The sequence below is a fragment of the Rathayibacter sp. AY1C9 genome, assembly GCF_002932315.1.
Classification (GTDB): domain Bacteria; phylum Actinomycetota; class Actinomycetes; order Actinomycetales; family Microbacteriaceae; genus Rathayibacter.
The window spans coordinates 94,220-116,233 of sequence record NZ_PSVZ01000010.1 but is presented as its reverse complement, the minus strand read 5'-3'; the positions used below and the strand labels follow the sequence as shown (position 1 = coordinate 116,233).

The window sequence follows — 22,014 nt, the reverse complement described above, 5'->3', positions numbered from 1 at the left end:
GCCCCCGCCCGAGCTGCCACCGCCGCCCGCGCCGCCGCTCGAGGAACTCGACGAGGATCCGACGTAGCTCGACGTCGACGACGAGAACGAGGACACGCTGCCGGCGAAGGCCGCCGCGTGGAAGCCGTTCGGTCCGGAGTACCAGACCGGCTCCTCGCCGGTGCGCTCGTAGGCCGACGCGAGCTCCGCCGACCACTCCTTCTCGAGACCGAAGAGCACGGCCCACGGCAGCAGGCGCTCCGTCACCTCGACCACCTCGACCGGTCCGACCGTGCGCCGATCCGCCCCGCGGGGCGACTGCAGCATCGCGATCCGGTCGGCCTCGGCCAGGCGGATGTACAGCTCGAGACCGCGCAGGTGGTCGCGCAACTCCGCGCCCGCGGCCGTCAGCGGCACCCTCGAGACCAGGATCGTCCCGACGACGGCCGCGACGATCGCGACGAGCATCAGCACGAGCGGGAGCGCTCCGCCGAAGGAGCCGGTCATCAGGAGGATCGCGCCCAGGAAGGCGGCCATGACACCCAGCAGCAGCGGGACGATCACGAGCACGCTGCCGCCGATCGTCCCGGCCTTCTTCAGTCCCGCCTCGGTCACCCTGTTGCCCAGCGCGGTCTGGAACTGTCCGACGGCCTTGCCGAACTCCTTGTCCTTGCCCGAGAGCTCACGCACCGTCCCCGGCGCCCGGCCGAGGGCGATGTCGAGGAACTCGCGGTCGTCGGAGGCGAGGGGCCGCGGGCGTCCCGCGCGTCGCGTCGGCGTCGTCGCAGGGTCGAGCACCCGCACGGCGTACTCCTGCTTCCGCCCCTCCCCCGTCTCCTCGATGCGCACGAGACCGCGGACGGCGGCGTCCAGGAGTCCGGCCGCGGGGGCCTTCGACGTCTTCCGCAGCAGCGCGGCGGAGAGGAACAGCCCCTCCGCGGGCGGGTCGTACTCGGCGACGACGGTCGGGCGGCCGGGAGCGTCGCGGAGCACGGTCCGGCGGCGGTGCACGGCGAGCGCGAGGCCGATCAGGACCGCGGCGAGGCCGCCCAGCTGCACCCAGGACCAGCCGGAGGCGAGGTAGCGGTCGTCGCGCGGCGTGAAGGTCCCGGGAGCGAAGCCGATCGCCACGGTCACGTTCTCCCCCGGAGCCAGCGACTCCCCCGATGCCGTGACGACCGCGCCGTCGCGGCCGATCGGACAGGGCGTCGTCGAGCCCTCCGGTCCCCGGTAGCAGCTGACGGTCCCCGTCGCGGCGGAGGCCAGCGACCCGGCGAGCTCGACGCGCACGTCGTAGCGGTCGAAGGACTGGCGCCAGCCCGTGCCATTGACGTCCCAGTAGAACTCGTCCTCGCCGCTGCGCGTGCCGGATCCAGGCAGGGTCGTGTTGTGCTGCGTGTAGGTGAAGACGTAGGTCTGGCCGCCGCTGACGAACTCGTCCGCCGCGCTGGTGACCAGGAGGAAGCCGTCCTCGCGCTCGGTGTCGACCGGCCGCGCCTCCCCGTCGCCGTCGGTGACGGACACCAGGTCGACGTCGGTCGGGTGCCCCTCGTAGTCGAGCGGGATCGCGCGCTGCATGCCGCGGTTCTGCGACGGCGGGAACTCGGCGACGAAGGTCTCGACAGTGGTCAGCGTCGAGCGGCCCTCCTCGTCGCGGTCGAGACGGAAGTCGGCCGAGTACTCCGAGAACCGGAAGCCGTCCACGTCCGCGCGCACGACACCCGCGACGGGCTGCGGAGCCGCGACAGGGTGCGGAGCCGCCACGGCCTGCGCCGCCGCTCCGCCGACCAGCAGCGGGACCGCGAGGGCGACGGCCGCCGCGCGCCGCGCGACCACCCCCGCCCGGCCGGTCGAGGCGGACAGGATCGTGCCGAGCAGCCCCCACATGCCTGCGATGCTACGCGCCGACGCTCGCCCGGCACGTCCCCCGGGCGGACTACTGGAGCAGGAACTGCGTGGGCGAGCCCGAGGGGATGCCGGAGACCGATACCGACAGGTTGTAGGCGGCGCCGCCCGCCTCGACCGCCTCGCGTCCGCCGGAGCAGGTGTCGGCGGAGGAGCGGGTGCGGTCCCACGTCAGCGCGCTGCCCATCACCGAGCGGCCCGCCTGGAGGAGCACCGGCAGATCGGCCGCGCCGGTCTGGCAGTCGGTCGAGGTCCAGATCTGCTCGGAGCCGCTCGTGATCGTGAAGACCTGCTTGCTCGTGCCCGCGTCGATCACGCAGTCGGTGCTCGAGATGTTGGCCAGCGAGAGCGAGAGCTGCGGATCCTCGCCGGGCGCGTAGCTCGTGGCGTCCGTGACCGCGGTGACGGCGACGGAGTCGGCCGAGCAGGCGGGTGCGGCGCCGGGCGTCGCACCGGGCGAGGTGGTCGGGTAGAGCGTCGGCAGCACGACGGTCGGCGTGGGGCTCGACGCGGCGTCGGAGCCGGTCATCCGCGGGAGCAGCGACAGCACCACCGCCAGGCCCGCGACGATGACGACCAGCGCGAGCAGCACTCCGGCGCGGCGTCGCCGGTAGACCCGGGAGGGCAGGCGGCGGGGCGGCGGAGTCACCGGGACAGGCTACGACGTGGCGGCGGTCAGAGCGTCTTCAGCATGCGGGTGTTGCCGAGCGTGTTCGGCTTCACCCGGGCGAGGTCGAGGAACTCGGCGACTCCCTCGTCGGGAGAGCGGAGCAGCTCGGCGTAGACCTCGGGGTCGACGACCTTCTCGCCGATCGGCTCGAAGCCGTGGCGGGCGAAGAAGTCGACCTCGAAGGTGAGGCAGAACAGGCGCTTCAGGCCGAGCTCGCGCGCGTCGTTCTCGAGGCGCTCCAGGATGTGGTGGCCCACGCCCCTCCCGAGCCAGTCGTGCGCGACCGCGAGGGTGCGCACCTCCGCGATGTCGTCCCACATCACATGGAGCGCACCGCAGCCGATCGCCGTCCCGTGGCCGTCCTCGGCGATGCGGAACTCCTGCACGGCGCCGTAGAGCACCACGCGGTCCTTGCCCAGGAGGATGCGCTCGTTCACGAGCGGCTCGCTGAGCTCCTGGATGAAGGGGACATCGCTCGTGCGCGCGCGGCGCACCGGGTACTTCCAATCGGCCATTCGACAAGCCTAGGCCGCACCGGGCGCGGGATCCTGCGAGCAGGCGCCCACCCCCGGACGACGACGTGCCCGCCCCCTCGCGAGAGGGGACGGGCACGTCGTCGTTCGGCAGCCTGCTACGACATCAGGTCGGGCGTCGCCGGGCCGGCCGTGGCCGCTCCGGTGGACGCGCCGGCGCTGATCGAGATCAGACGCGGGGTCGTGGTGAAGACGAACCTGTTGTCGGCGAAGTCCACGTGGATGTGGTCTCCGGCGCCGAGCTCGCCGTGCAGGATCCGCTCGGACAGCTGGTCCTCGATCTCGCGCTGGATCGCCCGGCGCAGGGGGCGCGCACCGAGGGCCGGGTCGAACCCGACCTCGATCAGGCGCTCCTTGGCCGGCTGCGTCAGCTCCACCGTCATGTCGCGGTCGAGCAGACGGTCGCCCAGGCGCTTGATGAAGAGGTCGACGATCTGGAGCAGCTCGGGCTTCGACAGCTGCGGGAAGACGATGACGTCGTCCACGCGGTTGAGGAACTCGGGCTTGAAGTGCTTCTTGAGCTCCTCGTTGACCTTGCCGCGCATGCGGTCGTAGCCGGTGGCGTTGTCGCCCTCGATCTGGAACCCGACGGGACCACCGGCGATGTCACGAGCACCGAGGTTGGTGGTCATGATGATGACGGTGTTCTTGAAGTCGACGACACGGCCCTGGCCGTCGGTCAGTCGACCCTCCTCCAGGATCTGGAGGAGCGAGTTGAAGATGTCCGGGTGCGCCTTCTCGATCTCGTCGAAGAGGACCACGCTGAACGGCTTGCGGCGCACCTTCTCGGTGAGCTGGCCGCCCTCCTCGAAGCCGACGAACCCGGGAGGGGCGCCGAACAGCCGCGAGACGGTGTGCTTCTCGCCGTACTCCGACATGTCGAGCGAGATCATCGCGTTCTCGTCGTCGAAGAGGAACTCGGCGAGCGCCTTGGCCAGCTCGGTCTTCCCGACGCCCGTGGGGCCGGCGAAGATGAACGAGCCCGAGGGGCGCTTGGGGTCCTTGAGGCCCGCGCGGGTGCGGCGGATCGTCCGCGAGAGGGCCGCGATGGCCTCCTCCTGGCCGATGACGCGCTGGTGCAGGGCCTTCTCCATGAAGACGAGCCGCGAGGACTCCTCCTCGGTGAGCTTGAAGACCGGGATGCCCGTCGCCTGGGCGAGGACCTCGGCGATCAGGCCCTCGTCGACCACGCCGGTGGCCTTGACGTCGCCCGACTTCCACTGCTTCTCGAGGCGCAGGCGCTCACCGAGCAGCTGCTTCTCCTCGTCGCGCAGCGACGCGGCCTTCTCGAAGTCCTGGTCCTCGATCGCGGCCTCCTTGGCGGAGCGGACCACGGCGATGCGGTCGTCGAAGTCGCGCAGCTCCGGCGGCGCCGAGAGGATCGAGAGGCGCAGGCGTGCGCCGGCCTCGTCGATCAGGTCGATCGCCTTGTCGGGGAGGAAGCGGTCGCTGATGTAGCGGTCGGCCAGATTGGCCGCCGAGACGATCGCGCCGTCGGTGATGGACACCTTGTGGTGCGCCTCGTAGCGGTCGCGCAGCCCCTTGAGGATGTTGATCGTGTGGGGCAGCGACGGCTCCGCGACCTGGATCGGCTGGAAGCGGCGCTCGAGAGCGGCGTCCTTCTCGAAGTGCTTGCGGTACTCGTCGAGCGTGGTCGCGCCGATGGTCTGCAGCTCGCCGCGGGCGAGCAGCGGCTTGAGGATCGAGGCGGCGTCGATCGCGCCCTCAGCGGCCCCTGCGCCGACGAGGGTGTGGATCTCGTCGATGAAGGTGATGATGTCGCCGCGGGTGCGGATCTCCTTCGTGACCTTCTTCAGGCGCTCCTCGAAGTCACCGCGGTAGCGGGATCCGGCGATGAGCGAGCCGAGGTCGAGCGTGTAGAGCTGCTTGTCCTTCAGCGTCTCGGGCACGTCGCCGCGCACGATCGCCTGGGCGAGGCCCTCGACGACGGCGGTCTTGCCGACGCCGGGCTCGCCGATCAGGACGGGGTTGTTCTTGGAGCGGCGGGAGAGGATCTGCATGACCCGCTCGATCTCCTTCTCGCGCCCGATGACCGGGTCGAGCTTGTTGTCGCGCGCCGCCTGGGTGAGGTTGCGTCCGAACTGGTCGAGGATCTGCGATCCCCCCTGAGGCTGCTGCTGCTCACCGCCCACGGCGACCTGCTCCTTGCCCTGGTAGCCGGAGAGCAGCTGGATGACCTGCTGGCGCACGCGGTTCAGGTCGGCACCGAGCTTGACCAGCACCTGAGCGGCGACGCCCTCGCCCTCGCGGATGAGGCCGAGCAGGATGTGCTCGGTCCCGATGTAGTTGTGGCCGAGCTGCAGCGCTTCGCGCAGGGACAGCTCGAGGACCTTCTTCGCCCGAGGCGTGAAGGGGATGTGGCCGGTCGGCTGCTGCTGCCCCTGGCCGATGATGTCCTGCACCTGCTCGCGCACAGCGTCGAGCGAGATCCCGAGGGACTCGAGCGCCTTGGCGGCCACTCCCTCGCCCTCGTGGATCAGGCCGAGCAGGATGTGCTCCGTGCCGATGTAGTTGTGATTGAGCATCTTGGCCTCTTCCTGGGCCAGGACGACGACGCGCCGCGCGCGATCGGTGAATCTCTCGAACATGCTGTCACTCCCTACAGAACCCGCAGGGGTGGGCTCCGATACGTCGACTGTAACCAGCACTCCCCCCGGTGAGCAGGCCTGTTCGCCCTGGGCGTGCACGCGATCCGGAGGGGTGCGGGCGGCGGTCCCGTCCACCGGTCCATGCGAAGGCATACACTTCCCGCATGAGCAACCTGGAGGAGCATCCCGACGAGCTCCCCGTCGCCGCGGCGCCGGTCCCTCGCGAGTCCGGCGCGGTCGAGATCCTGGAGGCGCGACTCGTCCCGCTCGGCGGTCCGCGCGCGATCGAGGTGCGCCGCACCCTCCCCCAGCGCTCGCGCTCGACGATCGGCGCATGGTGCTTCGCCGACCACTACGGCCCGGTGCGGCTCGGCGAGGAGGCCGGGATGGACGTCCCGCCGCACCCGCACACCGGCCTGCAGACCGTGAGCTGGCTCTTCGAGGGCGAGATCGAGCACCGCGACAGCGTCGGCAGCCTCGCCGTGGTGCGCCCGGGCGAGCTCAACCTGATGACGGCCGGACGCGGCATCTCGCACTCGGAGGTCTCGACCGGGGGCGCGCCCGTCCTGCACGGGGTGCAGCTCTGGGTCGCGCTGCCCGAGGAGGCACGGCTCGTCGATCCGTTCTTCGAGCACCACCGCGGCATTCCCGTGGAGCTGCCCGGCGCGCTGGTCCGCGTCTTCGTCGGAGGGATGCTGGGCGCGTCGGTGCCCGCGAGCACCTTCACTCCGCTGGTCGCCGCGCAGATCGACCTCGAGCCGGGTGCCCGGGTCGAGCTGCCGGTCGAGGAGTCCTGGGAGTACGGCGTGCTGGTCGACGCCGGCCCCGTGGCGGTCGAGGGTGCGGACGTCCCGCGCTCGGACCTCGCCTACCTGACGCCCGGCCGCTCGCACCTGGTGCTGACCGCCGGGGACGCGGGAGCCCGCGTGGTGCTGCTCGGCGGCGAGCCGTTCGCCGAGGAGCTGGTGATGTGGTGGAACTTCGTCGGCCGCAGCCACGACGACGTGGCGGCCGCCCGCGAGCGCTGGCAGTCCGACGTGATCGCCGGGGCGGATCCCGCGGGACCGTTCGGCACCGTCGACGGGTACGGCGGACGCGCGCTCCCCGCGCCCGTGCTGCCGACCGTGCGCCTCAAGCCGCGCCGCCGGGCCTGAGCCGAGACCGTCAGGCCGAGGCGCTCCGAGGCGGGGCCGCCGACGCGGGAGCGCGGAAGTCGCGATGATCCCGCTCGACCACCGCGACTCCCGCGCTCTCACCGGCGCGTCAGGACGCGTCCGACTCCTCTTTCGCGGCGGCCTTCGCAGCGGCCTCGCGATCGGTGGCCTCGGCCGTCTCGCGGAAGGCGCGGCGCGGATCCTGCAGCGCGCTCATCGGCGAGAGGTCGCGCGGCGTGACGGCGTCGACGAGCCAGCCCGTGATGATCCGCCACTTGCGGTCCAGGGTCGGCATCGCCGCTCCGTGGTAGGCGCGGTGGGCGAGCCAGGCGGGGAGGCCGCGCAGCTTCACGCCCTTGATCAGGCCCGCGCCCTTGCCGATGCCGTACTCGGCGACGGTCCCGACGGAGGCGTGGCGGTACTCCTCCACGGTGCCTCCGGTGAGGTCGGCGATGATGTTGCGCGCCAGGAGCTTGGCCTGCCGGACCGCGTTCTGCGCGTTCGGCGGGTAGTACGCGGGCTGCTTCTCGCTGGTGAGGTCCGGCACCTGCGCGCCGTCGCCGGCCGCCCAGGCGCCGCCCACCGGCTCGCCGTCCTCGCGGATGACCCGCAGGCGCGCATCCGCCATGACGTGGCCCTTCGGCCCGCGGGGCGCGTCGGTCGCGTCGAGGATCGGGTTCGGCTTCACGCCGGCGGTCCACACGATCGTGGCCGTCGGGATGCGCTCGCCGGAGGAGAGCTCCACGACGCCGTCCTCGCAGGAGGGCATCGTCGTCTTCAGGTGCACGTGCACGCCGCGCGAGCGGAGGTGGTCGAGCGTCCACTTCGAGAGCTCGGGACCGACCTCGGGGGCGACCCGGTCCAGTGCCTCGACGAGGTGCCAGGTGACGTCGCCCATCGAGAGCGAGGGCTGCGCGGCGAGCGTCTTGCGGCTGAGGTCGAGCAGCTCGCTCAGCGCCTCGACGCCGGTGTAGCCGCCGCCGACGAAGACGAAGGTGAGCAGGCGCCGGCGCTCGGCGGGATCGGTGGTGAGCGCCGCCTCCGCGATGTTCTCGATGACGCGGTCGCGCAGGTGCGCCGCCTCCTCCACCGTCTTGAAGCCGATGCCGTGCTCGGCGAGGCCCGGCGTGGGGAACGTGCGGGTGACGGCTCCGAGCGCGAAGACGACCTGGTCGAACTCGATCGTGCGGGTGGAGCCGTCCATCGCGGCGACGGTGGCGCTGCGCTCGGCGAGGCTCACGCCGGTGATCGCGCCGCGGATCACGCGGGTGCGCTTGAGCGCGGAGACCAGCGGCACCGTGACGTGGCGCGGCTGGACGTGGCCGCCGGCGACCTCGGGCAGCAGCGGCTGGTAGGTCATGTAGGGGTTCGGCTCGACGACGGTGACGTCGATCGGCGCCTCCCCCCGCCTTTTCTCGAGGCCCCAGGCCGTGTACAGGCCGACGTAGCCGCCGCCGAGGATGAGGATGCGCGTCGTACGGGATGCCGTCATGTCCGTTCCCTTCTCGAACCCGGCGCCGGGCAGGCGGAACCGGATGGTGCTGAGGACGCTCCGACGCTACGCGGGGCGCGGCAGCCCGCACAGGGACTTGCGCGACGAGTCGGGGCCGCGCATCCTCCGCCTGCGGGCGGACGGGAGCCGCGCTACTGCAGCGCCGAGGTGAGCCGCGCCAGGTTGTCGAGCAGGGTCGAGCGGAGCGGCTGCTGCCGCCACTCGCGGAGGGTCAGCTCACGGGAGTGCTCGCGGTAGTCCTGCTGCACCTGGCGCAGATCCTCGACGAACTCCGAGCCGCGCACCATCAGCGAGACCTCGAGGTTGAGCGTGAAGGAGCGCATGTCCATGTTGCTCGAGCCGATCACGGCGACGTCGTCGTCGATCGTGAAGTGCTTCGCGTGCAGGATGGTCGGCTTGCGGTACATCCAGATGCGCACGCCCGCGGTCAGCAGCGTCTCGTAGTACGAGCGCTGGGCGTGGTAGACCACGGCCTGGTCGCCGATCTCGGAGACGAAGAGCTCCACGTGCACGCCCCGCCGGGTCGCCGTCGTGATCGCGTAGAGCATCGCCTCGTCGGGCACGAAGTACGGGCTGGTGATGATGATCGACTTCTGCGCCGAGTAGAGCAGCGTCAGGAACAGCCGCAGGTTGTTCTCGCCCTCGAACCCCGGCCCGCTCGGCACCACCTGGCAGTCGATCGTGTCGCGCTGCTGCAGCGCCTCCATCGGCTCCGACTCCCGCAGGAGCAGCTCGTCGGTCTCGCTGTACCAGTCGGTGATGAAGATGGCGTTGATGCCCTGCACCACCGGCCCCTCGAGGCGCACCATCAGGTCGTGCCAGTGCAGGCCGCGACGGATGTTGCCGCGCTTGTTGTAGCTGGAGTCGACGACGTTCTGCGAGCCCATGAAGGCCGCGTTGCCGTCGACGATCAGCAGCTTGCGGTGGTTGCGCAGGTCCGGCCGCTGGTACTGCCCGCGCCACGGCCGCACGGGGAGCATGTACGACCACGAGGCGCCCGCCCGCTCGAGGGCGCGCAGCCGGCGATGGGTGCCGCTGTAGTAGCCGGGCACGCGGATCGACGCGATGTGGTCGAGGAGGATCCGCACCCGCACCCCGCGGGCCACCGCGCGGTCGAGCGCGTCGAAGAAGGGCGCGGTGGTCGAGTCGGCGGCGAGGATGTAGAACTCGCAGTGCACGTACCGGCGGGCGCGGTCGATCTCGGCGGCCATCGCGCGGATGGTCTGCTCGTAGTCGCCCTGGAGGCGCGCGTCGTTCCCGCCGACCAGCGGCATGGCGCCGAGGTTGCGGTTGAGGGTGACCACCGACTCCAGCCACTGCGGCCACGGGTGCTCCCGGGCGACGCGGTCGATGCCGTCGGTCGACTCCAGGATGAAGCGGTTGATCTCCTGCTGCTTCCGGCGGCGCTTGCGCGGCAGCCGGTAGCTCCCGATGAAGAGGAACAGCAGGATGCCGACGTACGGGATCAGGAAGATCGCCATCAGCCAGGCGAGGCCGGTGGTCGGACGGCGGTTCCGCGGCACGACGATGACGGCGATCACGCGGACCACGAGCTCGACGACGACGGCCGCGATCGGGAGGATCACGGCCCAGTCGGGTGCGGGCACCGCGCCTCCTCGTTCGTCGTGCGGAGCCGCTCAGCGGGCGCGGGAGGCACCCGCGCGGCGGCGGTGGTCAGGAGGCGTCGCGGGGAGGCAGGCCGCGGCGCTCGCGCTCGCGGGCCTCGATGCGGTCGTACGCGCGGCGCTCGTTGCGGTCCGAGCGGATGAGGGCGCGCATCACGAACCAGAAGATGGCTCCGACCGTGATCGTCGGCACGAGGGCCCACAGCCCCTGGTTCCACAGCTCCCAGTCCATGCGGCGATCCTACCCGCGGCACCGGCGCGGGAGCCGTGAGCCCGGAGGCCCGTGCGCCCAGCGGCCTTCGCGGGCGCTGGGCGCTACTGGCTCTCGACCGACTTGTTCAACGCCGCGGCGTCGGAGTTGAGGCCCTCCAGCTCCGAGCGCAGGCCGTCGTACACGGCGATGTCCGCGTCGATGGCGGCCCGGGTGGCGTCGACGGCCTGGCTGCGGGCGAGCAGATCGGCGCGCTCCGTCTCGAACTCGGCCGTCGATCCGAAGTCGCCGCTGTCGGCGCGCGAGTTGAAGTCGTCGATCTCGACGTTGAGCGCGTCGTACTCGGCGTTGTTCGCGTCGACCCGCGCCGTGAGGTCGGCGTACATCGTCTCGATCCGGGAGACCAGGTCCTCGATGCGGTTCTCGAGATCGGTGAAGACCGCCTCGTAGCGGGCGTTCAGGCCCACGACGACGGAGCGGTCGTCGAAGAACTCGGCGTAGTGCGCCTCGAGCGCCGGCGGCAGGTCGGCCACCTCGGTCCCCAGGATCGAGTGCAGCTCGTTGACGCGCTCGCCGAGGCCGCCGGTGCGGTACAGCTCGAGGCGCTCGGCGATCGTGCCGTCCTGCGGGAGGGTCTCGTACGCGGCCTCGAGCTCGTCGCCCAGCTCGGCCTGCTCCTCCGCGTCGAGCCGCACCCACGCGGCGTGCAGCATCTCGTGGGCCGCCGTCACGTCGCGGATCCCGTCGAGGTCGGGATTGGCGACGTCCGAGATGTAGATGCTGGTGCCGGTGTAGCAGCCGAGGACGATGTCGTCGGAGGCGCCGTAGCCGCAGAGGTCGTTGAAGCCGGCGGTCGGCTCGACCGACGGGCTCGACGCGTAGTAGAGGGCGCGGCCGCGGTCCGACATGGCGGTCCGCTCCGCGAAGCCGGCGATCGTGGGGTCGGGCGTGAACGCCTCGGCCGCCCGCCGGTCGGCCAGCGCGGTGCCGACGTCGCCGGAGGAGGTGAGGACGCTCGCGGCGACCGCGGTCCCCACTCCGAACTGCGCGATCGTGAGGACGCCCGCCGCGACGGCCGCGACGATGCTCGATGCCCTGACCATGTCTCCCCCTCGGCTCCTGCGACCCTACTTGACGAGCGGGAACAGGATCGTCTCGCGGATCCCGAGGCCGGTGATCGCCATCAGGAGGCGGTCGATGCCCATGCCCATGCCGCCGGTGGGGGGCATGCCGTGCTCGAGGGCGCGGAGGAAGTCCTCGTCCAGGCGCATCGCCTCGTCGTCGCCCGCGGCGGCCTGGCGGGCCTGCTCGACGAAGCGCTCGCGCTGCACGACCGGGTCGATCAGCTCGGAGTAGCCGGTGGCCAGCTCGAAGCCGCGGACGTAGAGGTCCCACTTCTCGACGACGCCCGGGATGCTGCGGTGCGCGCGCACGAGCGGCGAGGTGTCGACGGGGAAGTCCATCACGAAGGTCGGACGCGTCAGGCCGCCCTTCACGAAGTGCTCCCACAGCTCCTCGACGTACTTGCCGTGCGTAGGGACGTGCACCTCGACGCCCTCGCGCGCGGCGAGGGTCTCGAGCTCGGCGAGCTCCGTCTCCGGCGTGATCGCGATTCCGGCCGCGAGCGACAGGCTCTCGTACATCGAGATGCGGTCCCACCGGCCGCCGAGGTCGAACTCGGTGCCGTCGGCCCAGGTGACCACGTGCGAGCCCGCGACGGCCTGCGCCGCGTTCTGGATCAGCTCCTGGGTGAGGTCGGCGATCGAGTTGTAGTCGCCGTACGCCTGGTAGGCCTCGAGCATCGCGAACTCGGGCGAGTGCGTGGAGTCGGCGCCCTCGTTGCGGAAGTTGCGGTTGATCTCGAAGACCCGGTCGATGCCGCCGACGACCGCCCGCTTGAGGTAGAGCTCGGGCGCGATGCGCAGGTACAGCTCGGTGTCGAAGGCGTTCGAGTGCGTGGCGAAGGGGCGGGCGGAGGCGCCGCCGTGCATCACCTGCAGCATCGGGGTCTCGACCTCGAGGAACTCGTGCGAGGCGAAGGTGTCGCGGAGGGAGGCGTTCACGCGGGCGCGGGTGACGACCGTCTCGCGGGCCTGGGGGCGCACGATCAGGTCGAGGTAGCGCTGGCGCATCCGGGTCTCGTCGCCGAGCTCGTTGTGCAGGTTCGGCAGCGGCAGGATCGCCTTCGCGGCGATCGTCCACTCCGACACCCACACGCTCAGCTCGCCGCGCTTGCTCGAGACGACCTCGCCCTCGACGAAGAGGTGGTCGCCCAGGTCGACGAGCTCCTTCCACGCCGCGAGCGACTCCTCGCCCACGTCGCCGAGCGAGACCATGGCCTGGATCCGCTCGCCGTCGCCGGCCTGCAGGGTCGCGAAGCAGAGCTTGCCCGTGTTGCGCTGGAACACCACGCGGCCCGCGAGGCCGACGCGCTCGCCGGTCTTCACGTCCGGCTCGATGCCCTCGTGGCGCGCCCGGACGGCCGCGATGGTGTCGGTGACTCCGACCGCGACGGGGTAGGCGCCGGCGCCGAGGTCGTCGCCCGCGAGCTCGAGCAGGCGCTCGCGCTTGGCGAGGCGGACGGCCTTCTGCTCGGAGGCCTCCTGCTGCGCGGCCCGCTCGGCGGCGGACTGCTCGGCGGCGGGGGTCGTGGTCTCGGGGACGTCGGGGGTGTCGGCCATGAGGGGTCGCGGTGCTTTCGGTTCGGGGCGGACGGCCGCGATCAGGCGAGCAGGATCGGGGCGTTGTCGAGGAGGCGGGTGGTGCCGACGATCGCGGCGACGAGCACGAGTGCCGGGCCGCGGTGGTCGGCGTCGACCGGGAGGAGCGTCGCGGGATCCACGACGACGAGGTAGTCCAGCTTAACGAGCGGCTCGGCGTGCGCGACGGCCTCGGCGGCCTCGATCGCCGCGGCGGCACCGCGGTCCGCGGCTTCCGCGGCGGCCGCGAGGAGGCGCGGCAGCACGAGGCCCGCGCGGCGCTGCTCCTCGTCGAGGTAGCGGTTGCGGCTGGAGCGGGCGAGCCCGTCCTCCTCCCGCACGATGCCGACGCCCTCGATCTCCACGGGCAGGTCGAGGTCGCGGACCATGCGGCGCACGAGGAACAGCTGCTGCGCGTCCTTCTGCCCGAAGACCGCGACGTCCGGCTGGGCGATGCTCAGGAGCTTGGCGACGACGGTGAGCATCCCGTCGAAGTGGCCCGGCCGCGCGCGCCCCTCGTAGAGGCCGCCGACCTCGCCCGCGACGACCCTCGTGGAGGACGGCCCGTCGGGGTACATCTCGGCGACTCCCGGGGCGAAGAGGAGGTCGGCCCCGGCCGCGTCGAGCAGGGCGGTGTCGCCCTCGAGGTCGCGCGGATAGCGGTCCAGGTCCTCGGTCGGACCGAACTGCAGCGGATTCACGAACACCGACACGACGACGACGTCGGCCAGCTCGCGCGCCCGCTCGACGAGGGCGAGGTGCCCGGCGTGCAGGGCGCCCATCGTCGGCACGAGCGCGATGCGCCGACCGGCCCGCCGCGCCTCCTGCAGCCGCTCGCGGAGGTCGCCGATGCGGTGGACGGTGCTGATCACCCGACGATGCTACCGGCGGGCCCGCGACCACCGGGGCCCTCGGCACCGGGACGCCGTGCTCCTCCGCGAGGCACCGCCTCCCGAGCGGCGTCCCACCCGCGGAGCGGCGTCTCGAGCGGCGCCGCCCGTCAGCCCGCCGCGCGGCGCAGGGCGTCGTCGACGGAGGAGCGGACGAGGCTGGAGAGGAAGAAGCCCGGCTTCTCGACGCCGATGCCCGCCAGCAGTCCCGCCGCCTGGTCGACGATCGCGGTCGAGAAGGTCGTGGCGGTCGAGACCGCCTCCGCGTAGGCGGCGCGGTCCGACTCCGCCACGGTGACCGGCTCCCCGCCCATCTCGACCACCAGCGCCTGCGCGATCGGCAGCACCGGGCCCGGTGCCGACACGGCGAAGTAGGTCTCGGCGAGGCGCGCCAGGTCGAGGCTGGTGCCGCTGAAGGCCATCGCCGGGTGGACTGCCAGGGGGATGACCCCGGAGGCGAGCGCCGGCGCGAGCACCCCGTAGCCGTGCTCAGGCGCCGTGTGCAGCACCAGCTGGCCGGGCTGCCACGCTCCGGTCGCGGCGAGCCCCGCGACCAGGGCGGCGATCTCGCTCCCGGGGACGGCGACGATCACCAGCTCGCTGCGCTCGACGAGCTCGGGGATCGCGAGCACGGGGACTCCGGGGAGCAGCGCGTCGGCGCGCTCGCGGCCGCTCTCGCTGGTGGTGGCGATACCGATCACGGCGTGGCCGGCCCCGGCGAGCGCGGCACCGAGCACCGGGCCCACGCGTCCGGCACCGATCACGCCGACGCCCAGGCGTCCGTCGCGGCGGTTCTCAGGCATGCGGTTCCCCCTCCGGAGCGGGCCAGTCGGGCAGGGCGGGTGCGGCCGCCCGCCGCCCCCACTGGTGGCTCGCGTCGCGGTCGGCGGCCCGCACTCCGGCCGTCGCGAGGCTCTCGAAGAAGGCGAGTCCGTCGGCTGCGCTCATCACCGGCACGAGCGGAGTGACGGGGCCGGCCACCGTGTGCACGCGCGCCGAGGCCAGCCCGAGCAGGCGCTGGAGCGGTCCCTGCTGGACCCCGACGCTCTGCATCCGCGCCAGGGGCACCACGGCGACCCGCCGCCAGACCGCTCCGCTGCGCAGGATCGCGACCTCGTCCGTCAGCCGGTACCCGGTCCTCCGGAACGAGAAGGGGCGGAGCCACACCGCCGAGCGCGGCGCCCGGGTGAAGCCGGCCGCGTCGCGGTGCCGGAGCGCGTCGCCGACGGGCGTCGACTCCGCTCCCTCGGCCGGTCCGGGCAGCAGGAGGGCGAGGACGCGCTCGACCGCGGCGAGGTCGCCCACGGGCAGGATCGTGGTGTTCGGCTCGCCGTTCGCCCCGCGGGAGGCCGCGTGGCCGGCGCGGTCGATCCGCACCTGCCACCAGCCGAAGGGGCGCCAGAGCAGCGGCTGCGTGATCTCGACGGCGTGGATCCGGCCGGGCGGGATCGTGTCGCTGCTGGTCGAGAGCACGCCGTAGCCGACCCGCACGCCGTCGGGCGTCGCGGCGATCGAGTACCGGAGCGAGCGCACGAACTGGCGGACGTAGTAGCTGCCCGAGCCGATCAGGCCCGGCAGGATCGCGAAGAGCACGTAGGGCGAGCCGTAGACGGCGACGAACACCACGGCGACGACCGAGGCGGCCAGGAACAGCGTGAAGCCGCTGAAGACGAGCGAGCCGAGGAGTCGGCCCGGCGGGATCGAGACGACCGACTCGGGCGGCGTCTCGTCCTGAGGCTCACCGAACTCCTCCAGCCGGCGCGCCAGGAACCCACCCGCCGGAGCCGCACCGTCGACCGTCGCCTCCCGCTCGCGCACCCCGGACGCGAGCCGCAGGATGTCGCGGCGCAGGGCGTCAACCAAGCGCGACCCGAGGTACGACAGCTGGACGTTCGCGTCCTGCCCGGCCACGCTCACCTCGAGCTTCGCGGCTCCGAACAGCCGGGCGAACAGCGGACGCTGCACCGCGATGCCCTGGATGCGGTCCAGCCGCGCCCGCCGGTTGGTCCGGAAGAGCACGCCGGAGCGCACCTCGACGAGCTCGTCCGTGATGCGGAAGGTGTGCATCCGCCAGGACAGCCAGAACGCGAAGACGGCGACCGCCAGGCCCACCGCGACCGCCAGCAGCGCCCAGCCGACGAGGCCGCGGCGCAGCAGCTCGTCGACCGGATCGCCGCTCTCGAACCCCTCCGGCCCGGGCAGGAACAGCTCGACCAGGCGCTCGCGGAGGTTCGTGATCACGATGCCGAGGACGACCAGCAGGCCGATCCCGCCCTTGAGGACCGGGGTCGCGGGATGGAGGCGGTGCCACTCCCCGTCGGCGAGGTCCGTCTCGACGGCGCGGAGCTCGGTCACAGGCCGGCCCGGCGCGACTCGGCGAGCTCGACCAGGCGGTCGCGGAGCTCCTCCGCATCCTGCTCGGCCAGGCCCGGGATGCTGACGCCGGTCGCCGCGGCGGCGGTGACGAAGCGGAGGTCGGCGAGGCCGAGCGCCCGGGCGAGCGGCCCGCGGTTGACGTCGATGAGCTGCATCCGCCCGTACGGCACCGACACGAAGCGCTGGAACATGATGCCGCGGCGGAAGAGCAGGTCGTCCTGGCGCAGGAGGTAGCCGTAGGCGCGCGCACGGCGCGGGGCCACGATCAGGAGGGTCACCGCGAGGGCGGCCGCGGCGGCCAGCGGGATCCAGCCCCACGGCAGGCCGATCAGCATCAGCACCACGGGCACGGCGAGCAGCAGCACGCTCGACACGACGGCCGACACGATCTCGACCGCGACGTACCGGGGCGAGACGCGGCGCCACTCCCCCGTGATGTCGAGGCGGTCCCGCCGGCGTCCCCTCGCGTCGCGGCGGGTCGTCGGCGACGCGTCCTCGGGCTCGGCGGGCATGGCGTCGTCCTCACTGCCCGCGGCGATCCGGGCGTCGGCGTCAGGCGTGGTTCACCTCGCCGACGGCGCTGTCGTCGTCGTCGCTCGGCGGGATGGTGCACAGGTGCTCGGCGACCAGGCCGGCCACCAGCAGGACGAGCGCACCCACGATGGTCGCGACGTCCTGCCACACGGAGCCTAGCGAAGGGATCGCACGGCTCAGCAGGTACACCAGGATGCCGCCGGAGGCTCCGAGCAGCAGAGCACCGACGTGGCTGGACGCCTTCGCCAGCACCACGACGCGCATCGCCCGGAACGGATCGATGGGCCGGCGCAGCGTGCCCTTCGTGGCGCGGTGGATCGGGACGGCGAAGCCGAGCACGAGGGCCGCGACCACGATCAGGGTCAGCGGAACCGTCAGCGGCGGGATGAGCACGGGGCGGCCGGCGGCGGCGATCGCGAGGTCGAGGAGGAACCCCGCGACGGCCCCGGCGAGGCCGAGTCCGAGCAGGGTGCTGATGCGGGTGCGCCTCACGGAGTCCTGCTCTCGGGGTCGGCGGTGCTGCCGCGGGCGGAGTCGCGCCCCGGCCAGGTCAACCCGGCCGGGTGGTCGGTCACGCGATCGGTCGCCCGTGCGCGCAGCTCGGCCACGGGTCCGGCTCCGGGAAGGACCGCCGCCGGCTCGACGTCGAGCCAGGGCTCGAGCACGAACGCCCGCTCGGCCGCCCGCGGGTGCGGAAGGGTCAGGTGCGCGTCGTCGCGGAGCACGCCGCCGACCGCGATCACGTCGATGTCGAGGGTCCGGTCGCCCCAGCGCACCTCGCCCTCGCCGCGGATCCGGCCGCCGGCCGATTCGATCGCCGCCGTCGCCGCGAGCAGGTCGTCGGGCTCGAGGACGGTCGAGCCGGTCACGACCGCGTTGAGGTACCCGGGCGCGTCCTCGTCGACGCCCTCGGGCTTCCACGCGGGCGACTCGACGACCTTGGACACCGCCTCGATGCGCAGGCCCGGCGTCGTGGCGAGGGCCCGCAGCGCCTCCTCGAGGTGCGCGAGGCGGTCGCCGAGGTTGCTGCCGAGCGCGAGCACGACGTGGCGCACAGGGCGGACGCGCTCCTGCCGCGGCCTCACGAGCGGGTCCTCGTGATCTGCACGGCGACGTCCTCGAACGGCAGCGGGATCGGCGCGTCCGGCTTGTGGACGGTGATGCGGACGACGTCGGCGGCGGCGAAGCCCAGGGCGACCCGGGCGAGGCGCTCGGCCAGGGTCTCGATGAGGTCGACCGGGTCGCGGGTCACCGCGTCGGCCAGGGCGATCGCGAGCTCGCCGTAGTGCACCGTCTCGGCCAGCGCGTCGCCCTCGGCCGCCGGCGCGGTGTCGAGCCAGACCGTCGCGTCGATCACGAAGTCCTGTCCGTTCTCGCGCTCGAAGTCGAAGACGCCGTGGTGCGCGCGCACGCGCAGCCCGGTGAGGGTGATGGAGTCGCGCACGGCGAGGGCGGCGGGGTCGATCGCGGTCACGGGGTCTCCTCCTGAAGTCGGGCGGCGAGGGCCAGGGCACGGGCGGACGAGCGGACGTCGTGGACCCGGACGCCCCAGGCGCCGTGCTCGGCGGCGATGAGGCTCAGCATGGCGGAGACCTCGTCGCGCTCGGCGGCCGGGGCGCCGGCGGGGGCGAACGGAGCGAGGAACCGCTTGCGCGAGTGGCCGACCAGGACCGGGAAGCCCAGCGAGACGATCGCGTCGAGCCCGGCCAGCAGCGCCCAGTCGTGCGCGCCGACCTTCGCGAAGCCGAGGCCCGGGTCGAGCAGGAGGCGGTCGTCCCGGATCCCGGCCTCACGGGCGGCGTCGACGCGGCGCTCGAGCTCGCCGCGGACGTCCGCCACCACGTCGCCGTAGGAGGCGAGAGCGGTCATGCCCGCGCTGTGCCCACGCCAGTGCATCGCGATGTAGACGGCGCCGCGCTCGGCGACGAGCGGGAGCATCCGCGGATCGGCGAGGCCGCCGGAGACGTCGTTGACGACGACGGCGCCGGCATCCAGGGCGGCCTCGGCCGTGGCGGCGCTCATCGTGTCGATGCTGACGCGGACCCCCTCCGCGGCGAGGGCGCGGACGACGGGCAGCACGCGGCCCTGCTCGGCGGCGGAGTCGACGCGCGCCGCACCGGGGCGGGTGCTCTCTCCGCCGACGTCGACCAGGTCCGCGCCGAACGCGGCGGGTCCGTCCCCGGCGGGCCGGGTCAGGTCGAGGCCGTGGCGGACGGCGTCGTCGACGGACAGCCAGCGTCCGCCGTCGCTGAACGAGTCCGGAGTGACGTTGAGGATCCCGAGGAGCGCGGCGCGGCCGGTCGGCGTGAGGTCGGCGACGGTGGTGGCCACGTCACTCCCCCCGCGCGGCGCCGATCAGCGCGATGATCTCGGCGCGGGCGGCCGGGTCGGCGAGGGAGCCGCGGGCGGCGACCGTCACGGTCGAGCTCGCGGTCTGGCGCGGCCCGCGCATCCGCACGCAGCCGTGCTCGGCGTCGACCACGACGAGCACTCCCTCGGGAGCGAGGCCCTGCTCGAGCGCGTCGGCGATCTGCTCGGTCATCCGCTCCTGGATCTGCGGTCGCGACGCGACCGTCTCGACCACACGCGGCAGCCGGCCGAGGCCGACGACCCGCTCGCGCGGCCGGTAGGCGATGTGCGCGACGCCGAGGAACGGCAGGAGGTGGTGCTCGCAGACGGAGCGGAAGGCGAGGCCGCGCACGATCACCGTCTGGTCGAGCGGCGACTCCTGGCCGCCCTCCACCACCGCGAACGTCTCGGTCAGCTGGGCCGCGGCGTCGTCGTCGAAACCGCCGAAGAACTCCTCGTACGCCTCGGCGAACCGCCGCGGCGTGTCGAGGAGTCCCTCGCGGCCCGGGTCGTCCCCGATGGCCGCGAGGATCTCGGCGACGGCCGCCTCGATGCGCGCCTTGTCGACGGGCACGCGCGCGCTACGCCGTCGCGGGGCGCGGGTTGATCAGCGGCGGGCGCTTCGGCGCGACCTCGTCGGCACCGGCGGAGGAGACTCCCCCGTCGGTCGCACCCGAGTCGATCGGCGCCTTGGCGACAGGGACCGCGATGGGCGGCAGGTCGGACAGGGGGCGCTTGTCGCTCGAGAGCCACTGCGGGCGCTCGTCGATGCGGCGGACGTCCTTGAAGATCTCGGCCAGCTGGTCGTGGTCGAGCGTCTCCTTCTCGAGCAGCTCCATCGCGAGGCGGTCGAGGATGTCGCGGTTGTCGTTGATGACCTGCCACGCCTCGTCGTGCGCCTGCTCGATGAGCTGGCGCGTCTCGGCGTCGACCGTCTCGGCGATCTGCTCGGAGTAGTCGCGCTGGTGGCCCATGTCGCGGCCGAGGAACATCTCGCCTGACGACTGGCCGAGCTTGACCGCTCCGACGTTCGCGGACATGCCGTAGTCGGTGACCATCTTGCGGGCGATGGAGGTCGCCTTCTCGATGTCGTTCGACGCTCCGGTGGTGGGGTCGTGGAAGACGATCTCCTCCGCGACGCGGCCGCCCATCGCGTACGTGAGCTGGTCGAGGAGCTCGTTGCGGGTCGTGGAGTACTTGTCCTCCAGCGGGAGCACCATCGTGTAGCCGAGGGCACGACCGCGCGGAAGGATCGTGACCTTGGTCACGGGGTCGGTGTGGCGCATCGCCGCCGCCGCCAGAGCGTGTCCGCCCTCGTGGTAGGCGGTGATCAGCTTCTCCTTGTCGCGCATGACCCGCGTGCGGCGCTGCGGCCCCGCGATGACGCGGTCGATGGCCTCGTCGAGCGCGCGGTTGTCGATCAGCTGCGCGTTGGAGCGGGCGGTGAGCAGTGCGGCCTCGTTGAGGACGTTGGCCAGGTCGGCGCCGGTGAAGCCCGGGGTCTTGCGGGCGACGACCTCGAGGTCGACTCCCCCGGCGAGCGGCTTGCCGCGGCCGTGGACCTCGAGGATCCGCTTGCGGCCGAGCAGGTCGGGGGCGTCGACGCCGATCTGGCGGTCGAAGCGGCCCGGACGCAGCAGCGCGGGGTCGAGGATGTCGGGGCGGTTCGTCGCCGCGATCAGGATGACGTTCGTCTTGACGTCGAAGCCGTCCATCTCGACCAGCAGCTGGTTGAGGGTCTGCTCGCGCTCGTCGTGACCGCCGCCCATGCCGGCGCCGCGGTGGCGGCCGACGGCGTCGATCTCATCGACGAAGATGATGGCCGGCGAGTTCTCCTTCGCCTGCTGGAACAGGTCGCGGACACGGCTCGCGCCGACGCCGACGAACATCTCGACGAAGTCCGATCCGGAGATGGAGTAGAAGGGGACGCCCGCCTCGCCCGCGACCGCACGCGCCAGCAGGGTCTTGCCGGTGCCGGGAGGGCCGTAGAGCAGGACGCCCTTCGGGATGCGGGCGCCGACGGCCTGGAACTTCGCGGGCTCCTTGAGGAACTCCTTGATCTCGTGCAGCTCCTCGATCGCCTCGTCGGCGCCGGCGACATCGCCGAACGTGACCTTGGGCGACTCCTTCGAGACGAGCTTCGCCTTCGACTTGCCGAACTGCATGACGCGGTTGCCGCCGCCCTGCATGCCCGAGAGCATCAGCCAGAAGAACGCGCCGATCAGCAGGATGGGGAGCAGGAAGCCGAGGGCCGAGAGGAACCAGTTGGTCTGCGGGACCTCGTCGTTGTAGCCGGTGCTGCCGAGATCGGCCGCGGACACCGCGTCGACGACCTCCGCGCCGCGAGGGGCCACGTAGTAGAACTGCACCTGCGTGCCGTTGTCGCCGTCGGCCTGCTTGAGCGTGAGATCGACGCGCTGCTCGCCGTCCACGATCTTCGCCGAGTCGACCTTGCCGTCCTTCAGGAGGTCGAGACCCTCCTGCGTCGTGACCGGCCGGAAGCCGGACATGGTGATCAGCGAGGAGCCGATCCACACCGCGACGATCGCCAGGACGACGTAGAGGATGGGACCCCGGAAGATGCGCTTCACGTTCATGCTTGTTGCGGGTGCGACACCCGGCGCCTTTCTGACGAGGAGATTGTGCCTGCCAGGCTACCTCCCGCACTCTGAGCGCCGCCCACGCGTTCGCCGTGGGCCGAACGGCCGCGGGCTGTGTGGTCTGGCGGGGATGCGGCGGGCCGCATCCCCGCGCGCGGTCGGCTTCGCGAGATGGTGCGTTTCGCAGAGCGGGGTGCGTCGGACTGCCGGGAAACGCTGGCACGCGTCGGCACCGTCCGGCGGGGATGCGGCGGGCCGCATCCCCGCGCGCGGTCGGCTTCGCGAGGTGGTGCGTTTCGCAGAGCGGGGTGCGTCGGACTGCCGGGAAACGCTGGCACGCGTTTCCCGGTCCGCGTCCTCTGCCTTG

The 22,014-nt window shown here is 72.5% G+C and carries 20 protein-coding genes; 1 reads left to right on the top strand and 19 read right to left on the bottom strand.

Annotated elements, in window-relative coordinates; translation table 11 throughout:
• The 4 genes from C5D09_RS09195 to C5D09_RS09180 form a co-directional block, all read right to left on the bottom strand.
• Positions 1-1,866: DUF2207 domain-containing protein (locus tag C5D09_RS09195; protein WP_104269140.1), on the bottom strand; the 1,866-nt coding region annotated here is incomplete at its 3' end.
• A 49-nt stretch (positions 1,867-1,915) separates the two neighbouring features.
• Positions 1,916-2,533: a hypothetical protein gene (locus tag C5D09_RS09190; protein WP_104269139.1), complete on the bottom strand. Its 618-nt coding sequence runs from the start codon at positions 2,531-2,533 to the stop codon at positions 1,916-1,918.
• A 26-nt stretch (positions 2,534-2,559) separates the two neighbouring features.
• Positions 2,560-3,069 carry an amino-acid N-acetyltransferase gene (locus C5D09_RS09185; protein WP_104269138.1) on the bottom strand — a complete coding sequence of 170 codons (510 nt, stop codon included), beginning with the start codon at positions 3,067-3,069 and terminating at the stop codon, positions 2,560-2,562.
• A 116-nt stretch (positions 3,070-3,185) separates the two neighbouring features.
• Positions 3,186-5,696 (bottom strand): ATP-dependent Clp protease ATP-binding subunit, encoded by a 2,511-nt coding sequence (locus C5D09_RS09180; protein ID WP_104234294.1) that lies wholly within the window; start codon positions 5,694-5,696, stop codon positions 3,186-3,188.
• Positions 5,697-5,860: 164 nt separating this feature from the next.
• On the opposite strand from C5D09_RS09180, the gene C5D09_RS09175 reads away from it, so the two are divergent.
• On the top strand, positions 5,861-6,850 hold the full coding sequence (locus C5D09_RS09175) for a pirin family protein (RefSeq protein WP_104269137.1): 990 nt from the start codon (positions 5,861-5,863) through the stop codon (positions 6,848-6,850).
• Positions 6,851-6,959: 109 nt separating this feature from the next.
• Here C5D09_RS09175 and C5D09_RS09170 read toward each other — a convergent pair whose 3' ends face one another.
• From C5D09_RS09170 to ftsH, 15 genes are all read right to left on the bottom strand, one after another.
• Positions 6,960-8,342 carry an NAD(P)/FAD-dependent oxidoreductase gene (locus C5D09_RS09170; protein ID WP_104269136.1) on the bottom strand — a complete coding sequence of 461 codons (1,383 nt, stop codon included), beginning with the start codon at positions 8,340-8,342 and terminating at the stop codon, positions 6,960-6,962.
• Between the two features lie 152 nt (positions 8,343-8,494).
• Positions 8,495-9,970 (bottom strand): cardiolipin synthase, encoded by a 1,476-nt coding sequence (gene cls, locus C5D09_RS09165; RefSeq protein WP_104224093.1) that lies wholly within the window; start codon positions 9,968-9,970, stop codon positions 8,495-8,497.
• Positions 9,971-10,037: 67 nt separating this feature from the next.
• Positions 10,038-10,220, bottom strand: a complete 183-nt coding sequence (locus C5D09_RS09160; RefSeq protein ID WP_104224094.1) for a hypothetical protein — start codon at positions 10,218-10,220, stop codon at positions 10,038-10,040.
• An 83-nt stretch (positions 10,221-10,303) separates the two neighbouring features.
• Positions 10,304-11,302 (bottom strand): hypothetical protein, encoded by a 999-nt coding sequence (locus tag C5D09_RS17500; protein ID WP_104255539.1) that lies wholly within the window; start codon positions 11,300-11,302, stop codon positions 10,304-10,306.
• Between the two features lie 24 nt (positions 11,303-11,326).
• A complete protein-coding gene (gene lysS, locus C5D09_RS09150) occupies positions 11,327-12,880 on the bottom strand; it encodes a lysine--tRNA ligase (RefSeq protein WP_104269135.1) in 1,554 nt (517 codons plus the stop codon).
• A gap of 41 nt (positions 12,881-12,921) precedes the next feature.
• Entirely contained in the window at positions 12,922-13,770 is an 849-nt protein-coding gene (panC, locus tag C5D09_RS09145; protein WP_104249705.1) for a pantoate--beta-alanine ligase, read from the bottom strand.
• A gap of 128 nt (positions 13,771-13,898) precedes the next feature.
• Positions 13,899-14,591, bottom strand: a complete 693-nt coding sequence (locus C5D09_RS09140) for a Rossmann-like and DUF2520 domain-containing protein (protein ID WP_104224097.1) — start codon at positions 14,589-14,591, stop codon at positions 13,899-13,901.
• Positions 14,584-16,143: a PH domain-containing protein gene (locus C5D09_RS09135; protein WP_104238409.1), complete on the bottom strand. Its 1,560-nt coding sequence runs from the start codon at positions 16,141-16,143 to the stop codon at positions 14,584-14,586. Before C5D09_RS09135 ends, C5D09_RS09140 begins: the two co-directional genes overlap by 8 nt.
• A complete protein-coding gene (locus tag C5D09_RS09130) occupies positions 16,140-16,676 on the bottom strand; it encodes a PH domain-containing protein (RefSeq protein ID WP_104234302.1) in 537 nt (178 codons plus the stop codon). The genes C5D09_RS09135 and C5D09_RS09130 overlap by 4 nt, the downstream gene beginning before the upstream one ends.
• A 40-nt stretch (positions 16,677-16,716) precedes the next feature.
• Complete coding sequence (locus C5D09_RS09125) at positions 16,717-17,190, bottom strand: DUF3180 domain-containing protein (protein WP_104238407.1); 474 nt, start codon at positions 17,188-17,190, stop codon at positions 16,717-16,719.
• The gene (gene folK / locus C5D09_RS09120; RefSeq protein ID WP_104269134.1) at positions 17,187-17,783 is read right to left on the bottom strand and encodes a 2-amino-4-hydroxy-6-hydroxymethyldihydropteridine diphosphokinase; all 597 of its coding nucleotides are present in this window, start codon (positions 17,781-17,783) and stop codon (positions 17,187-17,189) included. Before folK ends, C5D09_RS09125 begins: the two co-directional genes overlap by 4 nt.
• Positions 17,780-18,172, bottom strand: coding sequence for a dihydroneopterin aldolase (gene folB, locus C5D09_RS09115; protein ID WP_104347803.1), 393 nt, complete (start codon positions 18,170-18,172; stop codon positions 17,780-17,782). Before folB ends, folK begins: the two co-directional genes overlap by 4 nt.
• Entirely contained in the window at positions 18,169-19,029 is an 861-nt protein-coding gene (gene folP, locus C5D09_RS09110) for a dihydropteroate synthase (protein ID WP_104224102.1), read from the bottom strand. Before folP ends, folB begins: the two co-directional genes overlap by 4 nt.
• Position 19,030: 1 nt before the next feature.
• On the bottom strand, positions 19,031-19,621 hold the full coding sequence (gene folE / locus C5D09_RS09105) for a GTP cyclohydrolase I FolE (RefSeq protein ID WP_104269133.1): 591 nt from the start codon (positions 19,619-19,621) through the stop codon (positions 19,031-19,033).
• A 7-nt stretch (positions 19,622-19,628) separates the two neighbouring features.
• A complete protein-coding gene (gene ftsH / locus C5D09_RS09100; protein ID WP_104224104.1) occupies positions 19,629-21,644 on the bottom strand; it encodes an ATP-dependent zinc metalloprotease FtsH in 2,016 nt (671 codons plus the stop codon).
• Positions 21,645-22,014 lie beyond the last annotated feature (370 nt).

What these genes read in the sequence shown, in the direction of transcription:
- C5D09_RS09170 (WP_104269136.1), bottom strand. Translation starts at nt 8,342, where the DNA reads ATGACGGCATCCCGTACGACGCGCATCCTCATCCTCGGCGGCGGCTAC.
- C5D09_RS09140 (WP_104224097.1), bottom strand. Translation starts at nt 14,591, where the DNA reads ATGCCTGAGAACCGCCGCGACGGACGCCTGGGCGTCGGCGTGATCGGT.
- C5D09_RS09160 (WP_104224094.1), bottom strand. Translation starts at nt 10,220, where the DNA reads ATGGACTGGGAGCTGTGGAACCAGGGGCTGTGGGCCCTCGTGCCGACG.
- C5D09_RS17500 (WP_104255539.1), bottom strand. Translation starts at nt 11,302, where the DNA reads ATGGTCAGGGCATCGAGCATCGTCGCGGCCGTCGCGGCGGGCGTCCTC.
- C5D09_RS09130 (WP_104234302.1), bottom strand. Translation starts at nt 16,676, where the DNA reads ATGCCCGCCGAGCCCGAGGACGCGTCGCCGACGACCCGCCGCGACGCG.
- lysS (WP_104269135.1), bottom strand. Translation starts at nt 12,880, where the DNA reads ATGGCCGACACCCCCGACGTCCCCGAGACCACGACCCCCGCCGCCGAG.
- C5D09_RS09185 (WP_104269138.1), bottom strand. Translation starts at nt 3,069, where the DNA reads ATGGCCGATTGGAAGTACCCGGTGCGCCGCGCGCGCACGAGCGATGTC.
- ftsH (WP_104224104.1), bottom strand. Translation starts at nt 21,644, where the DNA reads ATGAACGTGAAGCGCATCTTCCGGGGTCCCATCCTCTACGTCGTCCTG.
- C5D09_RS09180 (WP_104234294.1), bottom strand. Translation starts at nt 5,696, where the DNA reads ATGTTCGAGAGATTCACCGATCGCGCGCGGCGCGTCGTCGTCCTGGCC.
- C5D09_RS09175 (WP_104269137.1), top strand. Translation starts at nt 5,861, where the DNA reads ATGAGCAACCTGGAGGAGCATCCCGACGAGCTCCCCGTCGCCGCGGCG.